The organism is Cupriavidus plantarum, from assembly GCF_905397285.1.
Classification (GTDB): domain Bacteria; phylum Pseudomonadota; class Gammaproteobacteria; order Burkholderiales; family Burkholderiaceae; genus Cupriavidus; species Cupriavidus plantarum.
Map to the genome: position 1 here is coordinate 1,191,841 of NZ_CAJPUX010000001.1, position 20,616 is coordinate 1,212,456.

Consider the following 20,616-nt stretch of genomic DNA (forward strand, 5'->3'; position numbering starts at 1 on the left):
CTTACATATTGACGTAGTTCGGACCGCCGCCACCCTCCGGCGTCACCCAGACGATGTTCTGCGTCGGGTCCTTGATGTCGCAGGTCTTGCAGTGCACGCAGTTCTGCGCGTTGATCTGCAGGCGTTCCTTGCCCTCGTCGTTCTGCACGAACTCGTACACACCGGCCGGGCAGTAACGCGACTCCGGTCCCGCGAACTTTTCCCAGTTCACGTTGACCGGCACGCTCGCATCCTTGAGCGTCAGGTGGGCGGGCTGATTCTCTTCGTGGTTCGTATTGCTGATGAATACCGAGCTCAGGCGGTCGAAGGTCAGCTTGCCGTCGGGCTTCGGATACTCGATCTTCTGGCACTCGGCCGCGGGCTTCAGGTACACATGATCCGGCTTGGTGCGGTGGATCGTCCACGGCGGATTGCGGATGCCGAGCTTCGGCAGCAGCCATTGCTCGATACCGGTCATCAGCGTGGCCGTCGTGCGGCCCTTCTTGAACCACTGCTTGAAGTTCTTCGCCTGCAGCAGTTCCTTATAGAGCCAGCTCTTTTCGAACGCGGCGGGGTAGGCCGACAGTTCATCGTGCTGACGGCCCGCCTGCAGCGCGTCGTACGCGGCCTCCGCGGCCAGCATGCCCGTCTTGATCGCGGCGTGGCTGCCCTTTATGCGAGAGGCATTCAGGTAACCGGCTTCGCAGCCGACCAGCGCGCCGCCCGGGAACACGGTCTTCGGCAGCGACAGCAGGCCGCCGGCCGTAATGGCGCGCGCGCCGTAGCCGATGCGCTTGCCGCCCTCGAAATACTGGCGGATTTCCGGATGGGTCTTGAAGCGCTGGAATTCTTCGAACGGAGACAGCCACGGGTTGGTGTAGTCGAGTCCGACCACGAAGCCCACGGCCACCTTGTTGTCCTCCATGTGATAGAGGAACGAGCCGCCATACGTGGCGGGGTCCAGCGGCCAGCCCGCGGTGTGGACGACCAGGCCGGCCTTGTGTTTGGCCGGATCGATCTCCCACAGCTCCTTGATGCCGATGCCGTAGCTCTGCGGATCCTTGCCCGCGTCGAGCTTGTACCGCGCGATCAGCTGTTTGCCCAGATGGCCGCGCGCGCCTTCCGCGAAGATCGTGTACTTCGCGTGCAGCTCCATGCCGAGCTGGAAGTTCTCGGTGGGCTCGCCTTCCTTGTTGATGCCCATGTTGCCCGTGGCCACGCCCTTGACCGAGCCATCCTCGTTGTAGAGGACCTCGGCGGCCGGAAAGCCCGGGAAGATCTCGACGCCCAGCGCTTCGGCCTGCTGGCCGAGCCAGCGCACGAAGTTCGACAGGCTGATGATGTAGTTGCCGTGGTTGTGGAAACACTCCGGCAGCAGCGCGTTGGGCGTCGCCTTCGAACCGGTCTCGTCGAGGAACAGGAACTTGTCCTCGGAAACGGGCTGGTTCAGCGGGGCGCCGAGTTCCTGCCAGTTCGGGAACAGTTCGGCCAGCGCGCGCGGATCCATGATCGCGCCGGACAGGATATGCGCGCCGGGTTCGGAACCCTTCTCGAGCACGCAGACATTGACGTCGCCACCTTTCTCCTGGGCAAGCTGCTTGAGCCGAATCGCCGTGGCCAGGCCGCCGGGGCCCGCGCCAACGATGACGACGTCGTACTCCATGGCTTCGCGGGGGCCGAACTGCTCCAGGAGCTGTTGCTGATCCATTGTCTCTAACCCTCTACTTTTTCGTGGCGGCATGACTGCCGCGATGCAGCGCGCGACGGGCAATCGGGAGCAATTGCGCGAATGCGGGTCTGCGGTTGTGGGAGATGCTGCGTGGAACCGGGCGTGGCGGGCGAAGCGGACGAACGCTGTAGGCGTTTTTCCTCTTTCCCTTTGGGGACCAAGTTCTTAGAATCTCCGGCATTGTCCGGGACTCGACACCCTCAGGCAAGACATTTTTTGGAACGACCGTTCTTTTTTTTGGTATGCTGCCTTCCGCTTCAGGCAAGGGGAAGGCAGCGGGCGTCCGGCCCCGCCGGGCGCGCCCCCACACCGAGGTAATCATGGGTTTGTCGATCAATCTGGAAGGCAAGGTCGCGTTCGTCACCGGCGCATCGAGCGGGCTCGGCGAGCGCTTCGCCACTGTACTGGCCGCCGCCGGCGCCAAGGTCGTGCTGGCCTCGCGCCGCGTGGACCGTCTCAAGGAACTGCGCGCCGCCATCGAGGCGGACGGCGGCAGCGCGCACGTGGTGGGGCTCGACGTCACCGACTTCGACAGCATCCGCTCTGCCGTCGCGCACGCGGAGACCGAAGCGGGCTCCATCGATATCCTGGTCAACAATTCCGGGGTATCGACCACGCAACGCCTGTCCGAGGTCACGCCGGACGCGTTCGACTTCGTATTCGATACGAACACGCGCGGCGCGTTCTTCGTGGCGCAGGAAGTCGCCAAGCGCATGATCGCGCGGGCGAAGGGCGCCGAGAAGCTCGGCAACCCGCTGCCGCAGGCCCGCATCATCAATATCGCCTCGGTCGCGGGGCTCAAGGTGCTGCCGCAGATCGGCCTGTATTGCATGAGCAAGGCCGCCGTGGTGCAGATGACCAAGGCCATGGCGCTCGAATGGGCGCGGCACGGCATCAACACCAATGCGCTGTGCCCGGGCTATATCGAGACCGAGATCAACCGGCATCACTGGGACACCGATGCGGGCCAGAAGCTCATCCAGATGCTGCCGCGCAAGCGCCTGGGCCGTCCAGAGGATCTGGACGGCCTGATGCTGCTGCTCGCGTCGGATGCGTCGCGCTTCATCAACGGCGCCGTGATGACCGCGGACGACGGGATGGTATAACCGCACCGCCGCTCACCGCCCGGAGCGCGCGCCACAAGCGCGCGCGGGCGTGCTGTCATTGAACCTCCGGGCTTATCCGGTCCCTCGGGGTGGGCAGTCGTTGGCATAATCGACAGGCTTTTGCCGTCACAACATTTATAACGAGCAATGCCGCGCGGCGTATGCACACGCATTCGCCCACGCACGCGCGGACCGGACCGGAGGCCGGGGAGATGGATCAAGAGGAGCAGGCACGGCGCAACGCCGGGCCGCAACACGCGGGTCAGCACCTGATGGATTCGGCGGTCGTGCCGGAAGCCGTCGACGAAGCAGAAGACAAGGATTTCCGTGTATCGCCGCGCGTCGAGGACTGGGTCGGCGTCATCGTGATGGTCTTGCTGGTGGGGATCACGTTCGTCAACGTCATCGTCCGCTATTTCACCGACGAATCGTTCGCATGGACCGAGGAGTTCTCGGTCTTCCTGATGATCGTGCTCGCGCTCGTGGCGGGCAGCGCCGCCGTGGCGCGCGATCGGAACATCCGCATCGAGTTCTTTTTCGAGCGTGGTAGCGAGGCTCGCCAGCGGCGGCTCGCGATCCTGTCCGCGCTGGCCGTGGCCGCGATGTTCCTGGCGCTGGCCGTGCTCGGCGCGCGCGTGACGTGGGACGAGTACACGTTCGGCGAGACCTCGCCGGGCATCGGGGTGCCAAGCTGGTGGTACTCGATCTGGCTGCCGGTGTTCTCGCTCGCCATCGTGCTGCGGGCGCTCGGCCTCGCCGCGCGCAATGTGCGCGCGCTGAAGCGGCTGCATGCCGATCGCAACGAGCGGGGAGGGCGCGCCCAATGACGCTCGTCGCCATCGTCCTGTTCACGATCTTCATCGTGCTGATGCTGCTTGGCGTGCCCATCGGGGTATCGCTGGGCCTCGGCGGCGTGGCCGCCATCGCGTTGTCGAACCTCGATACGCAGATGTTCGGCCTGCTCGCCGTGCCGCAGAACTTCTATGCGGGGCTCGCCAAGTACCCGCTGCTCGCCATTCCGATGTTCGTGCTCGTCGGCTCGATCTTCGATCGCTCCGGCGTCGCGGCGCGGCTGGTCACGTTTGCCATCGCCATCGTAGGCCGGGGTCCGGGCATGCTGCCGCTGGTGGCGATTCTCGTCGCCATGTTCCTCGGCGGCATTTCGGGTTCCGGTCCCGCCAACGCGGCGGCGGTCGGCGGCGTGATGATCGCCGCGATGTCGCGCGCCGGTTATCCGCCCGCGTACAGCGCGTCGGTGGTCGGCGCCGCCGCCGCGACGGACATCCTCATCCCCCCGTCGGTCGCCTTCATCATCTACAGCGTGCTGGTACCGGGCGCGTCCGTGCCCGCGCTGTTCGCGGCCGGCATGATTCCGGGTGTGCTCGCCGGCGTCGCGCTGATCGTTCCGGCGGTGTGGCTCGCGCGCAAGCACAATATGGGCGCCATCGAGGCCGCGCTGCCGCGTCCGCCGTTCTGGAAGAGCCTGCGCGAAGCCGCGTGGGGGCTCGTCGCGCCGTTCCTGATTCTCGGCGGCATGCGCGCGGGCTGGTTCACGCCGACCGAAGCCGCCGTCGTCGCCGTGGTGTATGGCCTGTTCGTCGGCATGGTGATCTACCGTTCGATCGGCCTGCGCGACCTGTTCACGATCTTCCAGGAAGCGGCCGAAACCTCGGCCGTGATCCTGCTCGTGGTCGCGCTGGCGGGCATCTTCGCTTATGCGCTGTCCACGCTCGGCGTGATCGACCCGCTGGCCGCCGCGATCGCCAATTCCGGCCTCGGCGAGTATGGCGTGCTCGCGCTGATCGTGCTGCTGCTGATGACGGTGGGCATGTTCCTCGACGGCATCTCGATCTTCCTGATCTTCGTGCCGCTGCTGCTGCCGATCGCCAACGCGTTCCACTGGAACCCCGTGTGGTTCGGTGTGGTGCTCACGCTCAAGGTCGCGCTCGGCCAGTTCACGCCGCCGCTTGCGGTGAACCTCATGGTGTCCTGCCGGATCGCCCGCGTGCGCATGGAAGAAACCGTGCCATGGGTCATCTGGCTGCTCGCCGCGATGTTCGTCGCGATGCTGATGGTACTGGCCTACCCGCCGCTGGCGACCTGGCTGCCGGACTATCTCGGCTATTGACGCATCCGCTATCGAAATCCATTCATAACCAGACGTATAGATTCCCAACGAGGAGAGTTGCATGAAACGCCGTGCCCTGATGCTGTCCGTTGCCGCCACGATCGCCGCGGCCGCGCTTGCGCCCGCTGGCGCGATGGCGCAGACCTACAAGTCCGAATACAAGCTGTCGCTCGTGGTGGGTACCGCCTTCCCGTGGGGCAAGGGCGGGGAAATCTGGGCGGACCTCGTGCGCCAGCGCACCAATGGCCGCATCAACATCAAGCTGTACCCGGGCACCTCGCTCGTGGGCGGCGACCAGACGCGCGAATTCTCGGCCATCCGCCAGGGCGTGATCGACATGGCCGTCGGCTCGACCATCAACTGGTCGCCGCAGGTCAAGGAACTGAACCTGTTCTCGCTGCCGTTCCTGATGCCCGACTACAAGGCCATCGACGCGCTGACGCAGGGCGAAGTGGGCAAGCAGATGTTCACGACGCTGGAGAAGGCGGGCGTGGTGCCGCTGGCATGGGGCGAAAACGGCTTCCGCGAGGTGTCGAACTCCAAGCGCGAGATCCGCAAGCCCGAGGACATGAAGGGCCTGAAGCTGCGGGTCGTGGGTTCGCCGCTGTACATCGAGACCTTCAATGCGCTGGGCGCCAACCCGACGCAGATGAGCTGGGCCGACGCCCAGCCCGCGATGGCCTCGGGCGCCGTGGACGGCCAGGAGAATCCGCAATCCATCTTTGCGGCGGCCAAGCTGTACACCGTCGGGCAGAAGTACGTGACCACGTGGGGGTACGTGGCGGACCCGCTGATCTTCGTGGTCAACAAGCAGATCTGGGAAAGCTGGACCCCCGCGGACCGCGAGATCGTGAGGCAGGCCGCCATCGACGCCGGTAAGCAGGAAATCGAACTGGCCCGCAAGGGCCTCTCCGAAGCCGGCGCGCCGGCATGGAAGGCGATGGAACAGCACGGCGTAAAGGTCACCGAACTGTCCGCCACCGAACGCGACGCCTTCAAGAAGGCGACGGCCAAGGTCTACGACAAGTGGAAAAAGCAGATTGGCGCGGATCTGGTGACGAAGGCAGAACAGTCGATCGCCAAGCGATAAACCGTGTTCACCCCTCTCCCCCAGGGGGAGAGGGGGTGAGGAACGACCGGTTGTTTTCCCCCCCTCTCCCGCGGGGAGAGGGGCGGGGGAGAGGGCCCCCTTGACCCAAAGGGGGGCGAAGCCCCCCTCTCACCGACTCACCAGCCGCTGCACCAGATCCACCGCCGTGTGGGCCCCATACTTCTTCATCAACCGCGCCCGATAAATGTCGACCGTCCGGGGACTGATCGCCAGCAGCTTGCCAATCTCCTTGCTGGTCTTCCCCTCGACAAGCTGCGCCGCAATATCGCGTTCACGCGCAGTGAGCTCAGCCGTCACCGGCCGCTTCTGCGACAAATCCTCGAACGTCCAGATCCCAGCCCCCAGCGCCTGCCGCCGATCCAAAGCCCGTCCGGTGACATGGCACCAGAACAGTTCACCCGTGGCCCGCTTCATGATCCGCTCGTCGGAATACATTCCCCGCGCATTCATGATTGGCACGATCCGCGCCCCCGTCCGCTCGAACTCGTCGGCCGTAGGGTAGAGCGTCTGGAACGACTGCCCGATGAGCACCGCCCGCGTGGTGCCAAAAATCCGGCACACCTCGTCATTGCAATCCTCGATCATCCGCTCGCGCGACAGCACGAGGCCGACCGGAGCCAGCTGGAAGGCGGTCTGGTAATCGATGGCCGGCATCATCCCTAGGCTTGTCCCTTATGTACTTTTACGTAATGGCGTGCGCGCCACCGCTTGGCGTATGCTGTCGCCCGGACAGCGCTCGCACGTGAAAGATTGTACCGTTACAATTTCGCGGCGTGCCTTGTCGATCATCCCGGGGCGGGCACGTCATCCGCGCGGGAATCACCGAGGAACAAGGAGCAAAGCATGAACAAGGTCTACGCCAGCGCCACCGAAGCGCTCGCGGACGTCGTCCGTGATGGCCAGACGATCGCCGTGGGCGGTTTTGGACTGTGCGGCATCCCGGAGGCGCTGATCGCGGCGCTGCGCGACAGCGGCGCCAAGCAGCTGACCTGCATCTCCAACAACGCGGGTGTGGACGGCTTCGGCCTGGGCCAGTTGCTCGCCACGCGTCAGGTCAAGAAGATGATCTCGTCGTACGTCGGCGAGAACAAGGAGTTCGAGCGCCAATACCTGGCGGGCGAACTCGAGCTCGAATTCACGCCGCAGGGCACGCTGGCCGAAAAGTTACGCGCCGGCGGTTCGGGCATCCCCGCATTCTTCACGAAGACGGGCGTCGGCACCATCGTGGCCGAAGGCAAGGAAGTGCGCGAGTTCAATGGCGAGCAATACGTCATGGAACAATCGCTGACCGCCGACGTGGCGCTGGTCAAGGCGTACAAGGCCGACAAGGCGGGCAACCTCGTGTTCCGCCGCACCGCCCGCAACTTCAACCCGGTTTGCGCGATGGCGGGCAAGATCACCGTGGCCGAAGTGGAACACATCGTCGAGACCGGCGAGATCGACCCGGACGACGTGCATCTGGCCGGCATTTTCGTGCAGCGCCTGGTGCTCAACGCCAACCCCGAAAAACGCATCGAGCAGCGCACCGTGCGTGCTAAGTGAGGAGACAACCATGGCATGGACACGTGACGAAATGGCTGCGCGCGCAGCCCGCGAACTCGAAGACGGTTTCTATGTGAACCTCGGCATCGGCCTGCCGACGCTCGTGGCGAACCACGTGCCGGAAGGCATGGAGGTGTGGCTGCAGTCGGAGAACGGCCTGCTGGGTATCGGCCCGTTCCCGACCGAGGACGAGGTGGATGCCGACATGATCAACGCCGGCAAGCAGACGGTCACGACGCTCAAGGGTTCGTCGATCTTCTCGTCGGCCGACTCGTTCGCGATGATCCGCGGCGGCCATATCAACCTGGCCATCCTCGGCGCGATGCAGGTCAACGAACGCGGCGACCTGGCGAACTGGATGATCCCGGGCAAGATGGTCAAGGGCATGGGCGGCGCGATGGACCTCGTCGCCGGCGTGGGCCGAGTGGTCGTGCTCATGGAGCATACGGCCAAGAAGAAGGACGGCAGCGAGGACATCAAGATCCTCAAGGAGTGCAACCTGCCGCTGACGGGCGTGGGCGTGGTCAACCGCATCATCACGGACCTTGGCGTGATCGACGTGACGGAAGACGGCCTGAAACTCGTAGAGCTCGCGCCCGGCGTGACGAAGGAAGAGATTCAGGAAAAGACCGGCGCCACGGTGAAGTAACGTGTCGGGGAGAGCCCCGCGCTAGGCGTGCTCTCGGTCCGCCCCCCTCTCCCTCGGGGAGAGGGGCCCGGGGGAGAGGGGTCGGGGGAGAGGGCTGCTTTTACTGCGCCACCCACCCTCCATCCATATTCCATATCGCGCCCCGCACCTGCCGCGCGGCATCGCTCGCCAAAAACACCGCCAACGCCCCCAGCTCGTCAGGCGTCACGAACTGCCCCGACGGCTGCTTCTCGATCACGAGCTCGCGCTTGGCCTGCTCGATATCGATCCCTTCCTTCTGCGCCCGCGCTTCCACCTGCTTCTGCACCAGCGGCGTCAATACCCACCCCGGACAAATCGCATTCGCGGTCACGCCGGTCTGCGCCGTCTCCAGCGCCGTGACCTTGGTGAAGCCCACGATCCCATGCTTGGCCGCAACGTAAGCCGACTTCTGCGCGGAAGCCACCAGCCCGTGCGTCGATGCGACGTTGATGATGCGCCCCCAGTTCTTCTGCTTCATGCCCGGCAGCGCCAGCCGCGTCGTATGAAAAGCGGAAGTCAGGTTGATGGCAATGATCGCGTCCCAGCGCTCGACCGGAAAGTCCTCGATATTCGAGACGAACTGAATGCCAGCGTTGTTGACGAGGATGTCGGCGCCACCGAAATCGGCATCGGCGTAGCGCATCATGTCCTCGATGTCGCCGGCCTTGCTCATGTCCGCCCCGTGATAGCCCACCTTGATGCCGTTGCCGGCCCTGGCGATCGCATCCTTTGCGCCGTCCGCATCACCGAATCCGTTCACGATGATGTTGGCGCCCTGCGCGGCGAGTGCCTGCGCGATGCCGAGTCCAATGCCACTGGTCGAGCCGGTAACCAGTGCGGTCTTGCCTTTGAGCATGAATGCCTCCGTCGGAGAGATCGCGATTGAAATGCGGGGCAGGGCCCGATCACGCCCGGCCCGCGGGAATGCTGTGGCATTGTACCCGCTGCGGCGTACAATCCCGTTTTGCCCCGCCTTGCCATCACGCCGATTTTCCCCAGCGGAAGCGGCTTTCAGAGGGAGTCCCGATGTCGTCGAGTCTGTCGTCCAGCCCGCGTCTTGCCTTCGTCCAGTGCATCAGCACCGCCGGCTTGCATCGCATGGCCTATCACGAGTGGGGCGACCCCGCGAATCCGCGCGTGCTGATGTGCGTGCACGGATTGACGCGCACCGGCCGCGACTTCGATACCGTCGCCCGCGCGCTGTCCGGCGACTACCGCGTGATCTGCCCGGACGTGGTGGGCCGCGGCCGCTCCGACTGGTTAGCGGACCCGCATCGCTACGTGCTGCCGCAATACGTGTCCGACATGGTCACGCTGATCGCGCGGCTCAACGTCGAGCAGGTCGACTGGTTCGGGACCTCGATGGGCGGCCTCATCGGCATGAGTCTCGCGGGCCTGCCGAAATCGCCGATCCGCAAACTGCTGCTCAACGACGTGGGCCCGAAGATCGCCCCGCAGGCGCTCGAGCGCATCGGCTCCTACCTCGGCTTGCCCGTGCGTTTCAAGACGTTCGAGGAAGGCCTTGCCTACCTGCAGACCATCAGCGCCTCCTTCGGCCGCCACACCCCGGAGCAATGGCGCGAGCTGAACGGCGCGATCCTCAAGCCGGTCCAGACGGCCGAAGGCATGGAATGGGGCCTGCATTACGATCCGGCGCTCGCCGTGCCGTTCCGTGAGGCCACACCCGACATGGCGGCCGCCGGAGAGGCGATGCTGTGGCAGCTGTTCGCGGGCATCCAGGGTCCGACGCTGATCGTACGCGGCGCGCAATCGGATCTGCTGCTGCGCGAGACCGTCGCCGACATGACCGCGCGCGGCCAGAACGTGACCTCGGTGGAGATCCCCGACGTGGGCCACGCCCCGACATTCGTCGATCCCGCGCAGGTCGCCGTGGCCAGGAATTTCTTCCTCGGTACCTGAGGTCCCCGGTACCCGAGCCAGCTTTTACGTGACTAGATACGAATCATGAGCACCAACGCCCTTGCCCTCAAACGCGCCCACGTGGGCGCGCGCCTCTCCGAATACGCGGTTTTCAACAACGTGGTCTATCTGGCGGGCCAGGTGCCCGAGGTCGATCCCAAGGCCGATCTGCGCGGCCAGACGCGCGAGGTGCTCGGCCATATCGACCGTCTGCTCGAAGAAGCGGGCAGCGACAAGACACGCATCCTGTCGTGCCAGATCTTTCTGACGGACATTACGCGCATCGGCGAGATGAACGAGGTGTGGGATGCATGGGTCGCGCAGGGCAACACGCCGCCGCGCGCCACGGTGGAAGCGCGCCTCGCGAATCCCGACTATCTGATCGAAGTCGTGGTGACCGCGGCGCTGAAGTAACGCGGAGTGGCAGCAGATGGTGACGTCGACCGACCTGACGGGCCAGACCGCGGGCGTACCCGATGCGCACCTCGTGGAGCGCGCGCTCGCGTTCGTGCGCGAGCGGGGAGAGCCCGAGGGTAGCCCGCCCGCGCACCTGCCCACGGGGGAGAGCGTGCTTTCGCATGCCGAAGGCATGCTGCGGATTCTCGATGGCCTGCGCGTGGACGATGCCGCGCGCGCGGCCGCGTGCCTGTTCCCGCTGGCCGCGTTCGTCGAGGGCGCGGAGGCCGATATCGCGCCGCGCTTCGGCGACGAAGTGGCGGGGCTCGTCAAGGGCGTGCGCCAGCTGCTGCGCATCGGGGCCATTGCGGTCTCGCAAACGGACGTCTCCGAGTCGTCCAAGAGCGAAGTCGCCGCGCGCCACGAGCAGGTGGAAGCGCTGCGCAAGATGCTGCTCGCCTTCGCGCAGGACATCCGCGTGGTGCTCGTGCGACTGGCCTCGCGGCTCCAGACGCTGCGCTGGCTCGCGCAGACCAAGACCTCGCCGCTGCCCGGCGTCGCGCGCGAAACGCTCGACATCTACGCGCCGCTCGCCAACCGGCTCGGGATCTGGCAGATGAAGTGGGAGCTCGAGGATCTCGCATTCCGCTTCGAGCAGCCGGAAACGTACAAGCGCATCGCGCGCCTGCTCGACGAAAAGCGCATCGAGCGCGAGGGCTATATCTCCAGGGCCATCGAGCGCCTGCAATCGGAGCTCGCCGCCGCGGGTATCCGCGCGGAGGTCAGTGGCCGGCCCAAGCATATCTACAGCATCTGGAAGAAGATGCGCGGCAAGGAGCTCGACTTCGCCGACCTGTACGACGTGCGCGCGTTCCGCGTGATCGTCGACGACATCAAGGATTGCTACACGGTGCTCGGCATCGTGCACCATATCTGGCAGCCGATTCCACGCGAGTTCGACGACTACATCTCGCGGCCCAAGTCCAACGGTTATCGCTCGCTCCACACCGTGGTGATCGGCGACGACGGCCGCGCGTTCGAGGTCCAGATCCGCACGCAGGAGATGCACCATTTCGCCGAGTACGGCGTGGCGGCGCACTGGCGCTACAAGGAAGCGGGCGCGAAGGGCTACGGCGGCAACTTCGCCGCCAACGAGCGCTACGACGAGAAGATCGCCTGGCTGCGGCAACTGCTCGCATGGAAGGACGATGCCGACCATAGCGTCGCGCACGAGGACTCGCCGTGGGAGCAGCTCAAGCACGCGGCGATCGACGACCATATCTATGTGCTGACCCCGCAGGCGCGCGTGGTGGCATTGCCGCAGGGCGCCACGCCGCTCGACTTCGCGTACTACCTGCATAGCGACCTCGGCCACCGCTGCCGCGGCGCGCGTGTCGACGGCGCGATGGTGCCGCTGAACACGCCGCTCAAGAACGGGCAGACCGTTGAGATCGTCGCGCTCAAGCAGGGAGGCCCGTCGCGCGACTGGCTCAATGCGGAACTCGGCTATCTGGCCAGCACGCGCGCGCGGCAGAAGGTGCGCGCGTGGTTCAACGCGCTCGACTCGCAGGAGACGATCGCGCAGGGCCGCGCGATGATCGACAAGACGCTGCAGCGCGAAGGCAAGACCGCGGTGAATCTGGAAGACCTCGCCACGCGCCTCCAGTTCAAGACGCCCGACGATCTGTTCGCCGCGGTGGCGAAGGAAGAATTCAGCCTGCGCCACGTCGAGCATGCGCTGCGGCATCCCGAAGGCGATGCCGAGCCGCAGTTCAACGAGGAAGAGGCCGTCACCAAGAAGAGCCGCGCGACGAGCGTGGCGCGCGGCGCGAAGAGCGGCGTGCTCGTCGTGGGCGTGGATTCGCTGATGACCCAGATGTCGCGTTGCTGCAAGCCGGCGCCGCCCGACGAGATCGTCGGCTTCGTGACGCGCGGCCGCGGCGTGTCGATCCATCGCCGCAACTGCCATACCTTTATCCAGCTGTCGTCGCGCGCGCCCGAGCGCGTGATCCAGACGGAGTGGGGCAAGCGCAGCGACGCGGTGTATCCGGTGGACATCCAGGTGGAGGCCGTCGACCGGCAAGGCCTGTTGCGCGATATCTCGGAAGTGCTGTCGCGCGAGAAGATCAACGTGACCGGCGTGAAGACGCTGACGAGCAAGGGCGTCGCGCGCATGCAGTTCACGGCCGAGGTGTCGGAGGCCACGCAACTGCAGCGCGCGCTCTCTTTGATAGAAGATGTGCAAGGGGTGTTGCAAGCGAAAAGAAAGTGATGCTATACTTGCGTCTTCGCTAGGCTCGTAGCTCAGCTGGTTAGAGCACCACCTTGACATGGTGGGGGTCGTTGGTTCGAGTCCAATCGAGCCTACCAACGAACAAGTAGTACTGAAGTAACTGCAGCATCAACATCGAGGGGCATCATGGTTATGACACCGCGAACTACTACCGCTGAACAGCGTCAGTAGTCGAGGTACGCCCTTCGAGCCGGAGCGATCCGGCAAGTTAAGAAAAACGCGGCCTTGGCCGCGTTTTTTTTCGTCTGTCGTTTGCTGGCCGCCTGATAAGCTGCCGGTCTCCACAAGAGCACAAGAGGTGCAAGATGATCGCAATCACGCTGCCTGACGGATCTCGTCGTGAATTCCCCGGCCCCGTCACGGTGGCTGAAGTGGCGCAGAGCATTGGCTCGGGTCTGGCCAAGGCCGCGCTCGCCGGCAAGGTGGATGGCCGGCTCGTCGATACGAGCTATCGCATCGAGCAGGATGCCGCGCTCGCCATCGTCACGGACAAGGATGCCGATGGCGTCGATGTGATCCGTCACTCGACGGCGCACTTGCTCGCCTATGCCGTGAAGGAACTCTATCCCGATGCGCAGGTGACGATCGGTCCCGTGATCGAGAACGGCTTCTACTACGACTTCGCGTACAAGCGTCCCTTCACGCCGGAAGATCTCGCGGCCATCGAGAAGAAGATGACGGAGCTCGCGCGCAAGGACGAGAAGGTCACGCGCGAAGTGCTGAGCCGCGACGATGCGGTGGCGCTGTTCCAGTCGATGGGCGAGAAGTACAAGGCGGAGATCATCGCGTCGATTCCGGCCAGCGAAGAGATCGGTCTCTATCGAGAAGGCAATTTCGTCGACCTGTGCCGCGGCCCGCACGTGCCGTCGACGGGCAAGCTCAAGGTCTTCAAGCTCATGAAGGTCGCCGGCGCCTACTGGCGCGGCGATGCCAACAACGAGATGCTTCAGCGCATCTACGGTACGGCGTGGGCGAAGAAGGAAGACCAGGACGCGTACCTGCACATGCTGGAAGAGGCGGAGAAGCGCGACCACCGCAAGCTCGGCAAGCTGCTCGACCTCTTCCATCTGCAGGAAGAGGCGCCCGGCATGGTGTTCTGGCATCCGAAGGGCTGGGCCGTGTGGCAGGCCGTGGAGCAGTACATGCGTGGCCGCCTGACGAATGCTGGCTACGAGGAAGTGCGCACGCCGCAGGTGATGGACCGTTCGCTGTGGGAGAAGTCGGGTCACTGGCAGAACTACAAGGAGAACATGTTCGTCACGGAGTCGGAGAAGCGCGACTACGCGATCAAGCCGATGAACTGCCCGGGTCACGTGCAGATCTTCAATCACGGCCTGCGTTCGTACCGCGACCTTCCGCTGCGCCTGGCCGAGTTCGGCGCCTGCCACCGCAACGAGCCTTCGGGCGCGCTGCATGGCCTGATGCGCGTGCGCGGCTTCGTGCAGGACGATGCGCACATCTTCTGCACGGAAGCGCAGATCGTGGAAGAGGCGAAGGCGTTCAACGAACTCGCGTTCTCGGTCTACGACGACTTCGGTTTCAAGGACGTCCAGGTCAAGCTGTCCCTGCGCCCCGACCAGCGTGCCGGTTCGGACGAGACGTGGGATCACGCGGAAGAAGGCCTGCGCCTCGCGCTGCGCGCCTGCGGCGTGGAGTGGGAGGAGCTGCCGGGCGAGGGCGCCTTCTATGGCCCGAAGGTCGAATACCACATCAAGGATGCGATCGGCCGCTCGTGGCAGTGCGGCACGCTGCAGCTCGACCTCGTGCTGCCGGAGCGCCTGGATGCCGAATACGTCTCCGAAGACAATTCGCGCAAGCGTCCGGTCATGCTTCACCGCGCCATCCTGGGGTCGTTCGAGCGTTTCCTCGGCATCCTGCTGGAGAACCACGCCGGCGCGCTGCCCGCCTGGCTGGCGCCCGAGCAGGTGATTGTGCTGAACATTGCGGATTCGCACGCAGAATATGCTGAAAGTGTCGTTCAACTCTTGCAAAAACAAGGGTTTAGGGCCAAGGCGGATTTGCGTAACGAGAAAATTACGTATAAAATCCGCGAGCATTCCCTTCAGAAGATCCCCTACCTGCTGGTGGTGGGTGAAAAGGAGCGGGATGCCAATCAAGTGGCCGTGCGTGCCCGTGGCAATGTGGATCTCGGCGTGATGTCCGTATCCGCATTTGTGGAGCGTCTGCAGCAGGACGTCTCCAACAAAGCCTGAGGCGACGAGCACGGCTTGTTTTTTTGTCTTCTTGAGGTAACGCAACATCGCTACAGACAAAGGTCACCGCATCAACCGTGAGATCAGCGCGCCTGAGCTGCGCCTGGTAGGGGTTGATAACGAGCAGCTCGGCATCGTCAAGTTCATCGAGGCGCTGCGCATGGCTGAGGACAAGGACTTGGATCTGGTGGAGATCGCACCGAATGCGACTCCGCCCGTGGCCCGCATCATGGACTACGGCAAGTTCAAGTACGAAGAAGCCAAGCGCGCGCACGAAGCGAAGCTGAAGCAGAAGATCATCCAGGTCAAGGAAGTGAAGTTCCGCCCTGGCACGGATGATGGCGACTACAACGTCAAGCTGCGCAACCTGAGGCGGTTCCTGGAAGATGGGGACAAGACCAAGATCACGCTGCGTTTCCGCGGCCGTGAGATGGCCCACCAGGAAATCGGCGCGCGCATGCTCGAACGGCTGAAGAGCGATCTGGAGGAGTTGGGCCAGGTCGAGCAGATGCCGAAGATGGAAGGCCGCCAGATGGTGATGGTGCTGGCCCCCAAGAAGAAGAAGTAATTCCTGCGCGAAGCGGCGACCGGGATGCACGGCATCCCGGTGTTGCTTTGGGCGGATGCGTGCGGATACCACGGGGCCTTTCCCCGGGGAGTCCGTACAAAAACAAGTGGATGCGGGTCTTACAAGCGCTGGCGCCAGCCGGCCACCTGCATGCATGTCATAGAGCTGGAGTTTTTCATGCCTAAGATGAAGACCAAGAAAAGCGCTTCCAAGCGCTTTACGGCGCGTCCGAACGGTTCGTTCAAGCGCGGCCAGGCCTTCAAGCGTCACATCCTGACGAAGAAGACCACCAAGAACAAGCGTCACCTGCGCGGCACCCAGGACGTCCATGAGACGAACCTGAAGTCCGTTCGCGCGATGATGCCGTACGCGTAACCCTAACGATCACGAAAGGAGAGCTTCATGCCTCGAGTCAAACGTGGGGTCACCGCACGGGCCCGTCACAAGAAAGTCATCGACGCTGCCAAGGGTTACCGCGGCCGTCGCAATAATGTCTATCGCATCGCCAAGCAGGCGGTCATGCGTGCTGGCCAGTACGCATACCGCGATCGTCGCAACAAGAAGCGTGTGTTCCGCGCGCTCTGGATTGCACGTATCAACGCTGCCACGCGTGAGCATGGCATGACCTACAGCGTGTTCATGAACGGCCTGAAGAAGGCTTCGATCGAACTCGACCGCAAGGTGCTGTCGGACATGGCCATTCACGACAAGCCTGCCTTTGCCGCCATCGTCAACCAGGTGAAAGCCTCCGTTGCCTGATGCCGGCTCCGGTAGCGTCGGAAGACGCCGCCGGGCAAGCACCGACCGCAAGGTCACGTAAGAACGGGGCTCCTCACCGAGCCCCGTTTTTATTTTGCAGTGCCAACATATTCCACGATTGTCGTCATGTCCCTGGATCTGGATCAAATCGTCGCCGACGCTCAGGCCGCTTTCGCCGCCGCTAACGACAACGCCACGCTGGAAAACGAGAAAGCGCGTTTTCTCGGCAAGACCGGCGCACTGACCGAACTGCTCAAGGGGCTTGGCAAGCTCGACCCCGAGGCGCGCAAGACCGAAGGCGCGCGCATCAACCAGACCAAGCAGCAGGTGGAAGCCGCGCTGCAGGCGCGCCGCCAGGCGCTGGCCGATGCCCTCATGAACGCGCGTCTGGCCGCGGAGGCCATCGACGTCACGCTGCCGGGCCGCGCGGTGTCGCGCGGCAGCCTGCATCCGGTGATGCGCACGTGGGAGCGGATCGAGCAGATCTTCGGCTCCATCGGCTTCGACGTGGCCGACGGCCCCGAGATCGAAACCGACTGGATGAACTTCACCGCGCTGAACAACCCGGACAACCATCCGGCGCGTTCAATGCAGGACACGTTCTACGTCGACGGCCGCGACAGCGACGGCAAGCTTCTGCTGCTGCGCACGCACACGAGCCCCATGCAGGTCCGCTACGCGCGCATGCACGTGCAGAAATACGCCGGCAAGGCGATGCCGCCGATCAAGGTGATCTGCCCCGGCCGCACGTACCGTGTCGATAGCGATGCGACGCACTCGCCGATGTTCAATCAGGTGGAAGGCCTGTGGATCGGCGAGGACATCAGCTTCGCGGACCTCAAGGGCGTGTACACGGACTTCCTGCGCAAGTTCTTCGAGCGCGACGACATCCAGGTGCGTTTCCGTCCGTCATACTTTCCGTTCACCGAGCCGTCGGCCGAAATCGACATGGCCTTCGGCAATGGCAAGTGGCTCGAGATCTCGGGCTCGGGCCAGGTGCATCCGAACGTGCTGCGCAACATGGGCCTCGATCCCGAGCGCTATGTCGGCTTCGCATTCGGCTCCGGCATCGAACGCCTGACCATGCTGCGCTACGGCATCAACGACCTGCGCCTGTTCTTCGAAGGCGATGTGCGTTTCCTGCGTCAGTTCGCCTGACACCGGCACCGCTATCATCGTCGCCCTCGTCGATCCAGACCTCACAGATATCTACCGAACAGAAGCGCCATGCAATTCTCGGAATCCTGGCTTCGTACCTTCGCCAACCCTGAAAAAATCTCCACCGACGCGCTCTCGCACAGCCTGACCATGGCCGGGCTGGAAGTGGAGGAGGTGGGTCCCGTCGCGCCGCCGTTCAGCAAGATCGTCGTCGGGCATGTGCTGGCCACGGAGCGCCATCCCAATGCCGATCGTCTGAACGTGTGCCAGGTGGATGCCGGCACCGGCGAGACCCTGCAGATCGTCTGCGGCGCGCCCAACGTGAAGCCCGGCATCAAGGTGCCGTGCGCGCTCGTGGGCGCCGTGCTGCCGCCGGCGGAGGCGGGCGGTGCGCCGTTCGAGATCAAGGTCGGCAAGCTGCGTGGCGTGGAAAGCTACGGCATGCTGTGCTCGGCGCGCGAGCTGAAGCTCTCCGACGATGCGGGCGGCCTGCTGGTGCTGCCGGACGATGCGCCGGTGGGGCAGGACATTCGCGAGTACCTGGACCTCGACGACCAGATCTTCACGATCAAGCTCACGCCGAACAAGGCGGACTGCCTGTCGATCCACGGCGTGGCGCGTGAAGTGTCGGCGCTGACCGGCGCGACGCTGACGCTGCCCGATATGTCGCCCGTGGCGGTGTCGATCGACGATCGCCTGCCGGTGAAGGTGTCGGCGCCCGATCTGTGCGGCCGCTTCTCCGGCCGCGTGATCCGCGGCGTGAACGCGCATGCGGCCACGCCCGCGTGGATGGTGCAGCGGCTCGAGCGTTCGGGCCAGCGCAGCATTTCCGCGCTCGTCGATATTTCGAACTACGTGATGCTGGAGCTCGGCCGTCCGAGCCACGTGTTCGACCTCGACAAGATTCATGGCGGTCTGGACGTGCGCTGGGGCCGCAAGGGCGAACAGCTCAAGCTGCTCAACGGCAATACCGTGGAGGTCGACGAGACCGTGGGCGTGATCGCCGACGACAAGGAGATCGAGAGCCTGGCCGGCATCATGGGCGGCGACAGCACGGCCGTGACGCTCGACACGACGAACATCTACCTCGAGGCCGCGTTCTGGTGGCCGGCGGCGATCCAGGGGCGCGCGCGCCGCTACAACTTCTCGACCGACGCTGGCCATCGCTTCGAGCGTGGTGTCGATTACGCGACCACGGTCGAGCATATCGAGCGCATCACCGCGCTGATCCTGCAGATCTGCGGCGGTCAGGCCGGTCCGGTCGATGACCAGATCGTGAACCTGCCCGTGCGCAAGCCCGTGTCCCTGCGCGTGGCGCGCGCCGAGCGCATCCTTGGCATCGAGCTGTCCGCCGCGGAAATCGCCGATGTGTTCCAGCGCCTGAATCTGCCGTTCACGCGGACGCAGGGCGCCGATGGCGAAGTGTTCGAGGTGACGCCGCCGAGCTATCGCTTCGACATCGAGATCGAGGAAGACCTGATCGAGGAAGTCGCGCGCATCTATGGTTTCGAGCGCATTCCCGCGCGGCCACCGATCGCCGAGAACGAGATGCGTCCGACCAACGAAGGCCGCCGCTCGCAGCACGTCGTGCGTCATGCCATCGCGGCCCGCGATTATCAGGAAGTCATCAACTTCGCGTTCGTCGAAGAGAAGTGGGAACGCGACTTCGCGGCGAACGACAATCCGATTCGCCTGCTGAACCCGATCGCGAGCCAGCTGGCCGTGATGCGTTCGACGCTGATCGGCGGTCTCGTCGACAAGGTGCGCTACAACCTCAACCGCAAGGCCGCGCGTGTGCGTCTGTTCGAGGTGGGCCGCGTGTTCCATCGCGATCCGAAGGCCGCTGACGGTGGCCTGACCGTCGCCGGTTACGACCAGCCGATGATGGCCGCGGGCATCGCCTACGGTCCGGCCTTCGAAGAGCAGTGGGGCGTGCCGACGCGCGCCGTGGACTTCTTCGACGTCAAGGGCGACGTCGAGGCGCTGTTCCATCCGCACGTGCCGCGATTCGAGGCCGTGGCGCATCCCGCGCTGCATCCGGGTCGCGCCGCGCGCGTGATCGTCGGCGGCAAGGCGGTGGGGGTGGTCGGTGAACTGCATCCGCGCTGGCTGCAGGAATACGAGCTGACGCAGGCGCCGGTGGTGTTCGAACTCGACATGCAGGCGCTGCGTGACGTCGGATTGCCGACGTACACGGAGATCTCGCGCTTCCCGGCCGCGGTGCGCGACCTTGCCGTGGTGGTCAGGCAGACCATCCGCGTGCAGGACATGATCGACAGCATGCGCGAGGCGCTGGACAAGGCCGATCTGGGCCGCTATTGCCAGAGCCTGGTGCTGTTCGACGAGTTCCGTCCGAAGGCGGCTTCCGCGGCGATTGGCGCGGACGAGAAAAGCCTTGCGTTCCGCCTGACCTTGCAAGATACTGGGGCGACGCTTCAGGACGAAACTGTCGATCAGGCCGTGCGCGCCATGGTCGATGCGCTGGCCGCCGCGTTCGACGCCCGCCTGCGCGGCTGAACTCCGCGATCATAGAATCAGCAAGAAGACGACCGAGACGTGAACGAGCGAGACGCGATTTCCATGAATGCAGCAGGACTGGGCGAGGTGAGCGACCGGCACGCTTCCTCCCACGATGACGCATCGCCGGAAGCCCGCGCGACCGAGGTGCCTACGCTGACCAAGGCCGAACTGGCAGAGATGCTGTTCGACCAGGTCGGCCTGAACAAGCGCGAGTCCAAGGACATGGTCGAAGCCTTCTTCGACGTCATCCGCGAAGCGCTGGAGCACGGCGACAGCGTGAAGCTGTCCGGGTTCGGCAACTTCCAGTTGCGCGACAAGCCCCAGCGTCCGGGCCGCAACCCCAAGACCGGTGAAGTCATTCCGATTACCGCGCGACGCGTAGTGACGTTCCATGCGAGCCAGAAACTCAAGGGCCTCGTGGAGGAACGCGCCGGCGTGGCGGTGGTATCGAACTGAGTCCGCGGCGCGCGGCAGCGTCCGTGCGTCGGTGGTCCTTGGTTTCGTCCTTGCTTCCGTCTTTTGGC

Annotated in this window: 19 protein-coding genes and 1 tRNA gene; 17 read left to right on the plus strand and 3 right to left on the minus strand. The window is 64.5% G+C overall.

Annotation, left to right across the window (positions count from 1 at the left end; all coding sequences use genetic code 11):
- Position 1 precedes the first annotated feature (1 nt).
- Positions 2-1,687 carry an electron transfer flavoprotein-ubiquinone oxidoreductase gene (locus KHP16_RS05510; RefSeq protein ID WP_211959717.1) on the minus strand — a complete coding sequence of 562 codons (1,686 nt, stop codon included), beginning with the start codon at positions 1,685-1,687 and terminating at the stop codon, positions 2-4.
- A gap of 341 nt (positions 1,688-2,028) precedes the next feature.
- Here KHP16_RS05510 and KHP16_RS05515 point away from each other — a divergent pair, with 341 nt between their 5' ends.
- From KHP16_RS05515 to KHP16_RS05530, 4 genes are all read left to right on the plus strand, one after another.
- Entirely contained in the window at positions 2,029-2,814 is a 786-nt protein-coding gene (locus tag KHP16_RS05515) for an SDR family oxidoreductase (protein ID WP_109581420.1), read from the plus strand.
- A gap of 212 nt (positions 2,815-3,026) precedes the next feature.
- Positions 3,027-3,641, plus strand: coding sequence for a TRAP transporter small permease (locus KHP16_RS05520; RefSeq protein ID WP_115952850.1), 615 nt, complete (start codon positions 3,027-3,029; stop codon positions 3,639-3,641).
- A complete protein-coding gene (locus KHP16_RS05525; protein ID WP_109581418.1) occupies positions 3,638-4,942 on the plus strand; it encodes a TRAP transporter large permease in 1,305 nt (434 codons plus the stop codon). The genes KHP16_RS05520 and KHP16_RS05525 overlap by 4 nt, the downstream gene beginning before the upstream one ends.
- A 61-nt stretch (positions 4,943-5,003) precedes the next feature.
- Positions 5,004-6,032 carry a DctP family TRAP transporter solute-binding subunit gene (locus KHP16_RS05530; RefSeq protein ID WP_109581417.1) on the plus strand — a complete coding sequence of 343 codons (1,029 nt, stop codon included), beginning with the start codon at positions 5,004-5,006 and terminating at the stop codon, positions 6,030-6,032.
- A gap of 129 nt (positions 6,033-6,161) precedes the next feature.
- Here the strand turns inward: KHP16_RS05530 and KHP16_RS05535 are convergent, their stop codons facing one another.
- Positions 6,162-6,707, minus strand: coding sequence for a PAS and helix-turn-helix domain-containing protein (locus tag KHP16_RS05535; protein ID WP_150373808.1), 546 nt, complete (start codon positions 6,705-6,707; stop codon positions 6,162-6,164).
- A gap of 189 nt (positions 6,708-6,896) precedes the next feature.
- Between KHP16_RS05535 and KHP16_RS05540 the strand changes: the two genes are divergently transcribed.
- Together KHP16_RS05540 and KHP16_RS05545 are read left to right on the plus strand one after the other, a co-directional pair.
- Positions 6,897-7,595, plus strand: coding sequence for a CoA transferase subunit A (locus KHP16_RS05540; RefSeq protein ID WP_109581416.1), 699 nt, complete (start codon positions 6,897-6,899; stop codon positions 7,593-7,595).
- Positions 7,596-7,605: 10 nt separating this feature from the next.
- A complete protein-coding gene (locus KHP16_RS05545) occupies positions 7,606-8,244 on the plus strand; it encodes a CoA transferase subunit B (protein WP_109581415.1) in 639 nt (212 codons plus the stop codon).
- A gap of 100 nt (positions 8,245-8,344) precedes the next feature.
- On the opposite strand, the gene KHP16_RS05550 is transcribed toward KHP16_RS05545, so the two are convergent.
- Positions 8,345-9,121: a 3-hydroxybutyrate dehydrogenase gene (locus tag KHP16_RS05550; RefSeq protein ID WP_109581414.1), complete on the minus strand. Its 777-nt coding sequence runs from the start codon at positions 9,119-9,121 to the stop codon at positions 8,345-8,347.
- 182 nt (positions 9,122-9,303) lie between these two features.
- On the opposite strand from KHP16_RS05550, the gene KHP16_RS05555 reads away from it, so the two are divergent.
- The 11 genes from KHP16_RS05555 to KHP16_RS05605 all read left to right on the plus strand — a co-directional run bounded on the left by KHP16_RS05555 (position 9,304) and on the right by KHP16_RS05605 (position 20,548).
- On the plus strand, positions 9,304-10,185 hold the full coding sequence (locus KHP16_RS05555) for an alpha/beta fold hydrolase (protein WP_109582700.1): 882 nt from the start codon (positions 9,304-9,306) through the stop codon (positions 10,183-10,185).
- A gap of 45 nt (positions 10,186-10,230) precedes the next feature.
- A complete protein-coding gene (locus KHP16_RS05560; RefSeq protein WP_109581413.1) occupies positions 10,231-10,599 on the plus strand; it encodes a RidA family protein in 369 nt (122 codons plus the stop codon).
- Positions 10,600-10,615: 16 nt separating this feature from the next.
- Positions 10,616-12,853 (plus strand): RelA/SpoT family protein, encoded by a 2,238-nt coding sequence (locus tag KHP16_RS05565; protein WP_109581412.1) that lies wholly within the window; start codon positions 10,616-10,618, stop codon positions 12,851-12,853.
- Between the two features lie 21 nt (positions 12,854-12,874).
- Positions 12,875-12,951: transfer RNA gene (locus KHP16_RS05570), tRNA-Val, on the plus strand.
- 228 nt (positions 12,952-13,179) lie between these two features.
- Positions 13,180-15,087, plus strand: coding sequence for a threonine--tRNA ligase (thrS, locus tag KHP16_RS05575; protein ID WP_109581411.1), 1,908 nt, complete (start codon positions 13,180-13,182; stop codon positions 15,085-15,087).
- Between the two features lie 46 nt (positions 15,088-15,133).
- Positions 15,134-15,655 carry a translation initiation factor IF-3 gene (infC, locus tag KHP16_RS05580; RefSeq protein ID WP_109581410.1) on the plus strand — a complete coding sequence of 174 codons (522 nt, stop codon included), beginning with the start codon at positions 15,134-15,136 and terminating at the stop codon, positions 15,653-15,655.
- Between the two features lie 177 nt (positions 15,656-15,832).
- A complete protein-coding gene (gene rpmI, locus KHP16_RS05585; protein WP_011297448.1) occupies positions 15,833-16,030 on the plus strand; it encodes a 50S ribosomal protein L35 in 198 nt (65 codons plus the stop codon).
- A gap of 27 nt (positions 16,031-16,057) precedes the next feature.
- Positions 16,058-16,414: a 50S ribosomal protein L20 gene (gene rplT / locus KHP16_RS05590; protein WP_092595867.1), complete on the plus strand. Its 357-nt coding sequence runs from the start codon at positions 16,058-16,060 to the stop codon at positions 16,412-16,414.
- 132 nt (positions 16,415-16,546) lie between these two features.
- Positions 16,547-17,572, plus strand: coding sequence for a phenylalanine--tRNA ligase subunit alpha (gene pheS / locus KHP16_RS05595; protein ID WP_179593100.1), 1,026 nt, complete (start codon positions 16,547-16,549; stop codon positions 17,570-17,572).
- A 69-nt stretch (positions 17,573-17,641) separates the two neighbouring features.
- Positions 17,642-20,089 (plus strand): phenylalanine--tRNA ligase subunit beta, encoded by a 2,448-nt coding sequence (pheT, locus tag KHP16_RS05600; RefSeq protein WP_109581408.1) that lies wholly within the window; start codon positions 17,642-17,644, stop codon positions 20,087-20,089.
- Between the two features lie 63 nt (positions 20,090-20,152).
- Positions 20,153-20,548, plus strand: a complete 396-nt coding sequence (locus KHP16_RS05605) for an integration host factor subunit alpha (protein ID WP_179592959.1) — start codon at positions 20,153-20,155, stop codon at positions 20,546-20,548.
- Positions 20,549-20,616: the final 68 nt, after the last annotated feature.

Bases quoted from the DNA above. Each gene is read 5' to 3' on its own strand.
- KHP16_RS05510 (WP_211959717.1), bottom strand. From the start codon at position 1,687: ATGGATCAGCAACAGCTCCTGGAGCAGTTCGGCCCCCGCGAAGCCATG.
- KHP16_RS05515 (WP_109581420.1), top strand. From the start codon at position 2,029: ATGGGTTTGTCGATCAATCTGGAAGGCAAGGTCGCGTTCGTCACCGGC.
- KHP16_RS05520 (WP_115952850.1), top strand. From the start codon at position 3,027: ATGGATCAAGAGGAGCAGGCACGGCGCAACGCCGGGCCGCAACACGCG.
- KHP16_RS05525 (WP_109581418.1), top strand. From the start codon at position 3,638: ATGACGCTCGTCGCCATCGTCCTGTTCACGATCTTCATCGTGCTGATG.
- KHP16_RS05530 (WP_109581417.1), top strand. From the start codon at position 5,004: ATGAAACGCCGTGCCCTGATGCTGTCCGTTGCCGCCACGATCGCCGCG.
- KHP16_RS05535 (WP_150373808.1), bottom strand. From the start codon at position 6,707: ATGCCGGCCATCGATTACCAGACCGCCTTCCAGCTGGCTCCGGTCGGC.
- KHP16_RS05540 (WP_109581416.1), top strand. From the start codon at position 6,897: ATGAACAAGGTCTACGCCAGCGCCACCGAAGCGCTCGCGGACGTCGTC.
- KHP16_RS05545 (WP_109581415.1), top strand. From the start codon at position 7,606: ATGGCATGGACACGTGACGAAATGGCTGCGCGCGCAGCCCGCGAACTC.
- KHP16_RS05550 (WP_109581414.1), bottom strand. From the start codon at position 9,121: ATGCTCAAAGGCAAGACCGCACTGGTTACCGGCTCGACCAGTGGCATT.
- KHP16_RS05560 (WP_109581413.1), top strand. From the start codon at position 10,231: ATGAGCACCAACGCCCTTGCCCTCAAACGCGCCCACGTGGGCGCGCGC.
- KHP16_RS05565 (WP_109581412.1), top strand. From the start codon at position 10,616: ATGGTGACGTCGACCGACCTGACGGGCCAGACCGCGGGCGTACCCGAT.
- thrS (WP_109581411.1), top strand. From the start codon at position 13,180: ATGATCGCAATCACGCTGCCTGACGGATCTCGTCGTGAATTCCCCGGC.
- rpmI (WP_011297448.1), top strand. From the start codon at position 15,833: ATGCCTAAGATGAAGACCAAGAAAAGCGCTTCCAAGCGCTTTACGGCG.
- rplT (WP_092595867.1), top strand. From the start codon at position 16,058: ATGCCTCGAGTCAAACGTGGGGTCACCGCACGGGCCCGTCACAAGAAA.
- pheT (WP_109581408.1), top strand. From the start codon at position 17,642: ATGCAATTCTCGGAATCCTGGCTTCGTACCTTCGCCAACCCTGAAAAA.
- KHP16_RS05605 (WP_179592959.1), top strand. From the start codon at position 20,153: ATGAATGCAGCAGGACTGGGCGAGGTGAGCGACCGGCACGCTTCCTCC.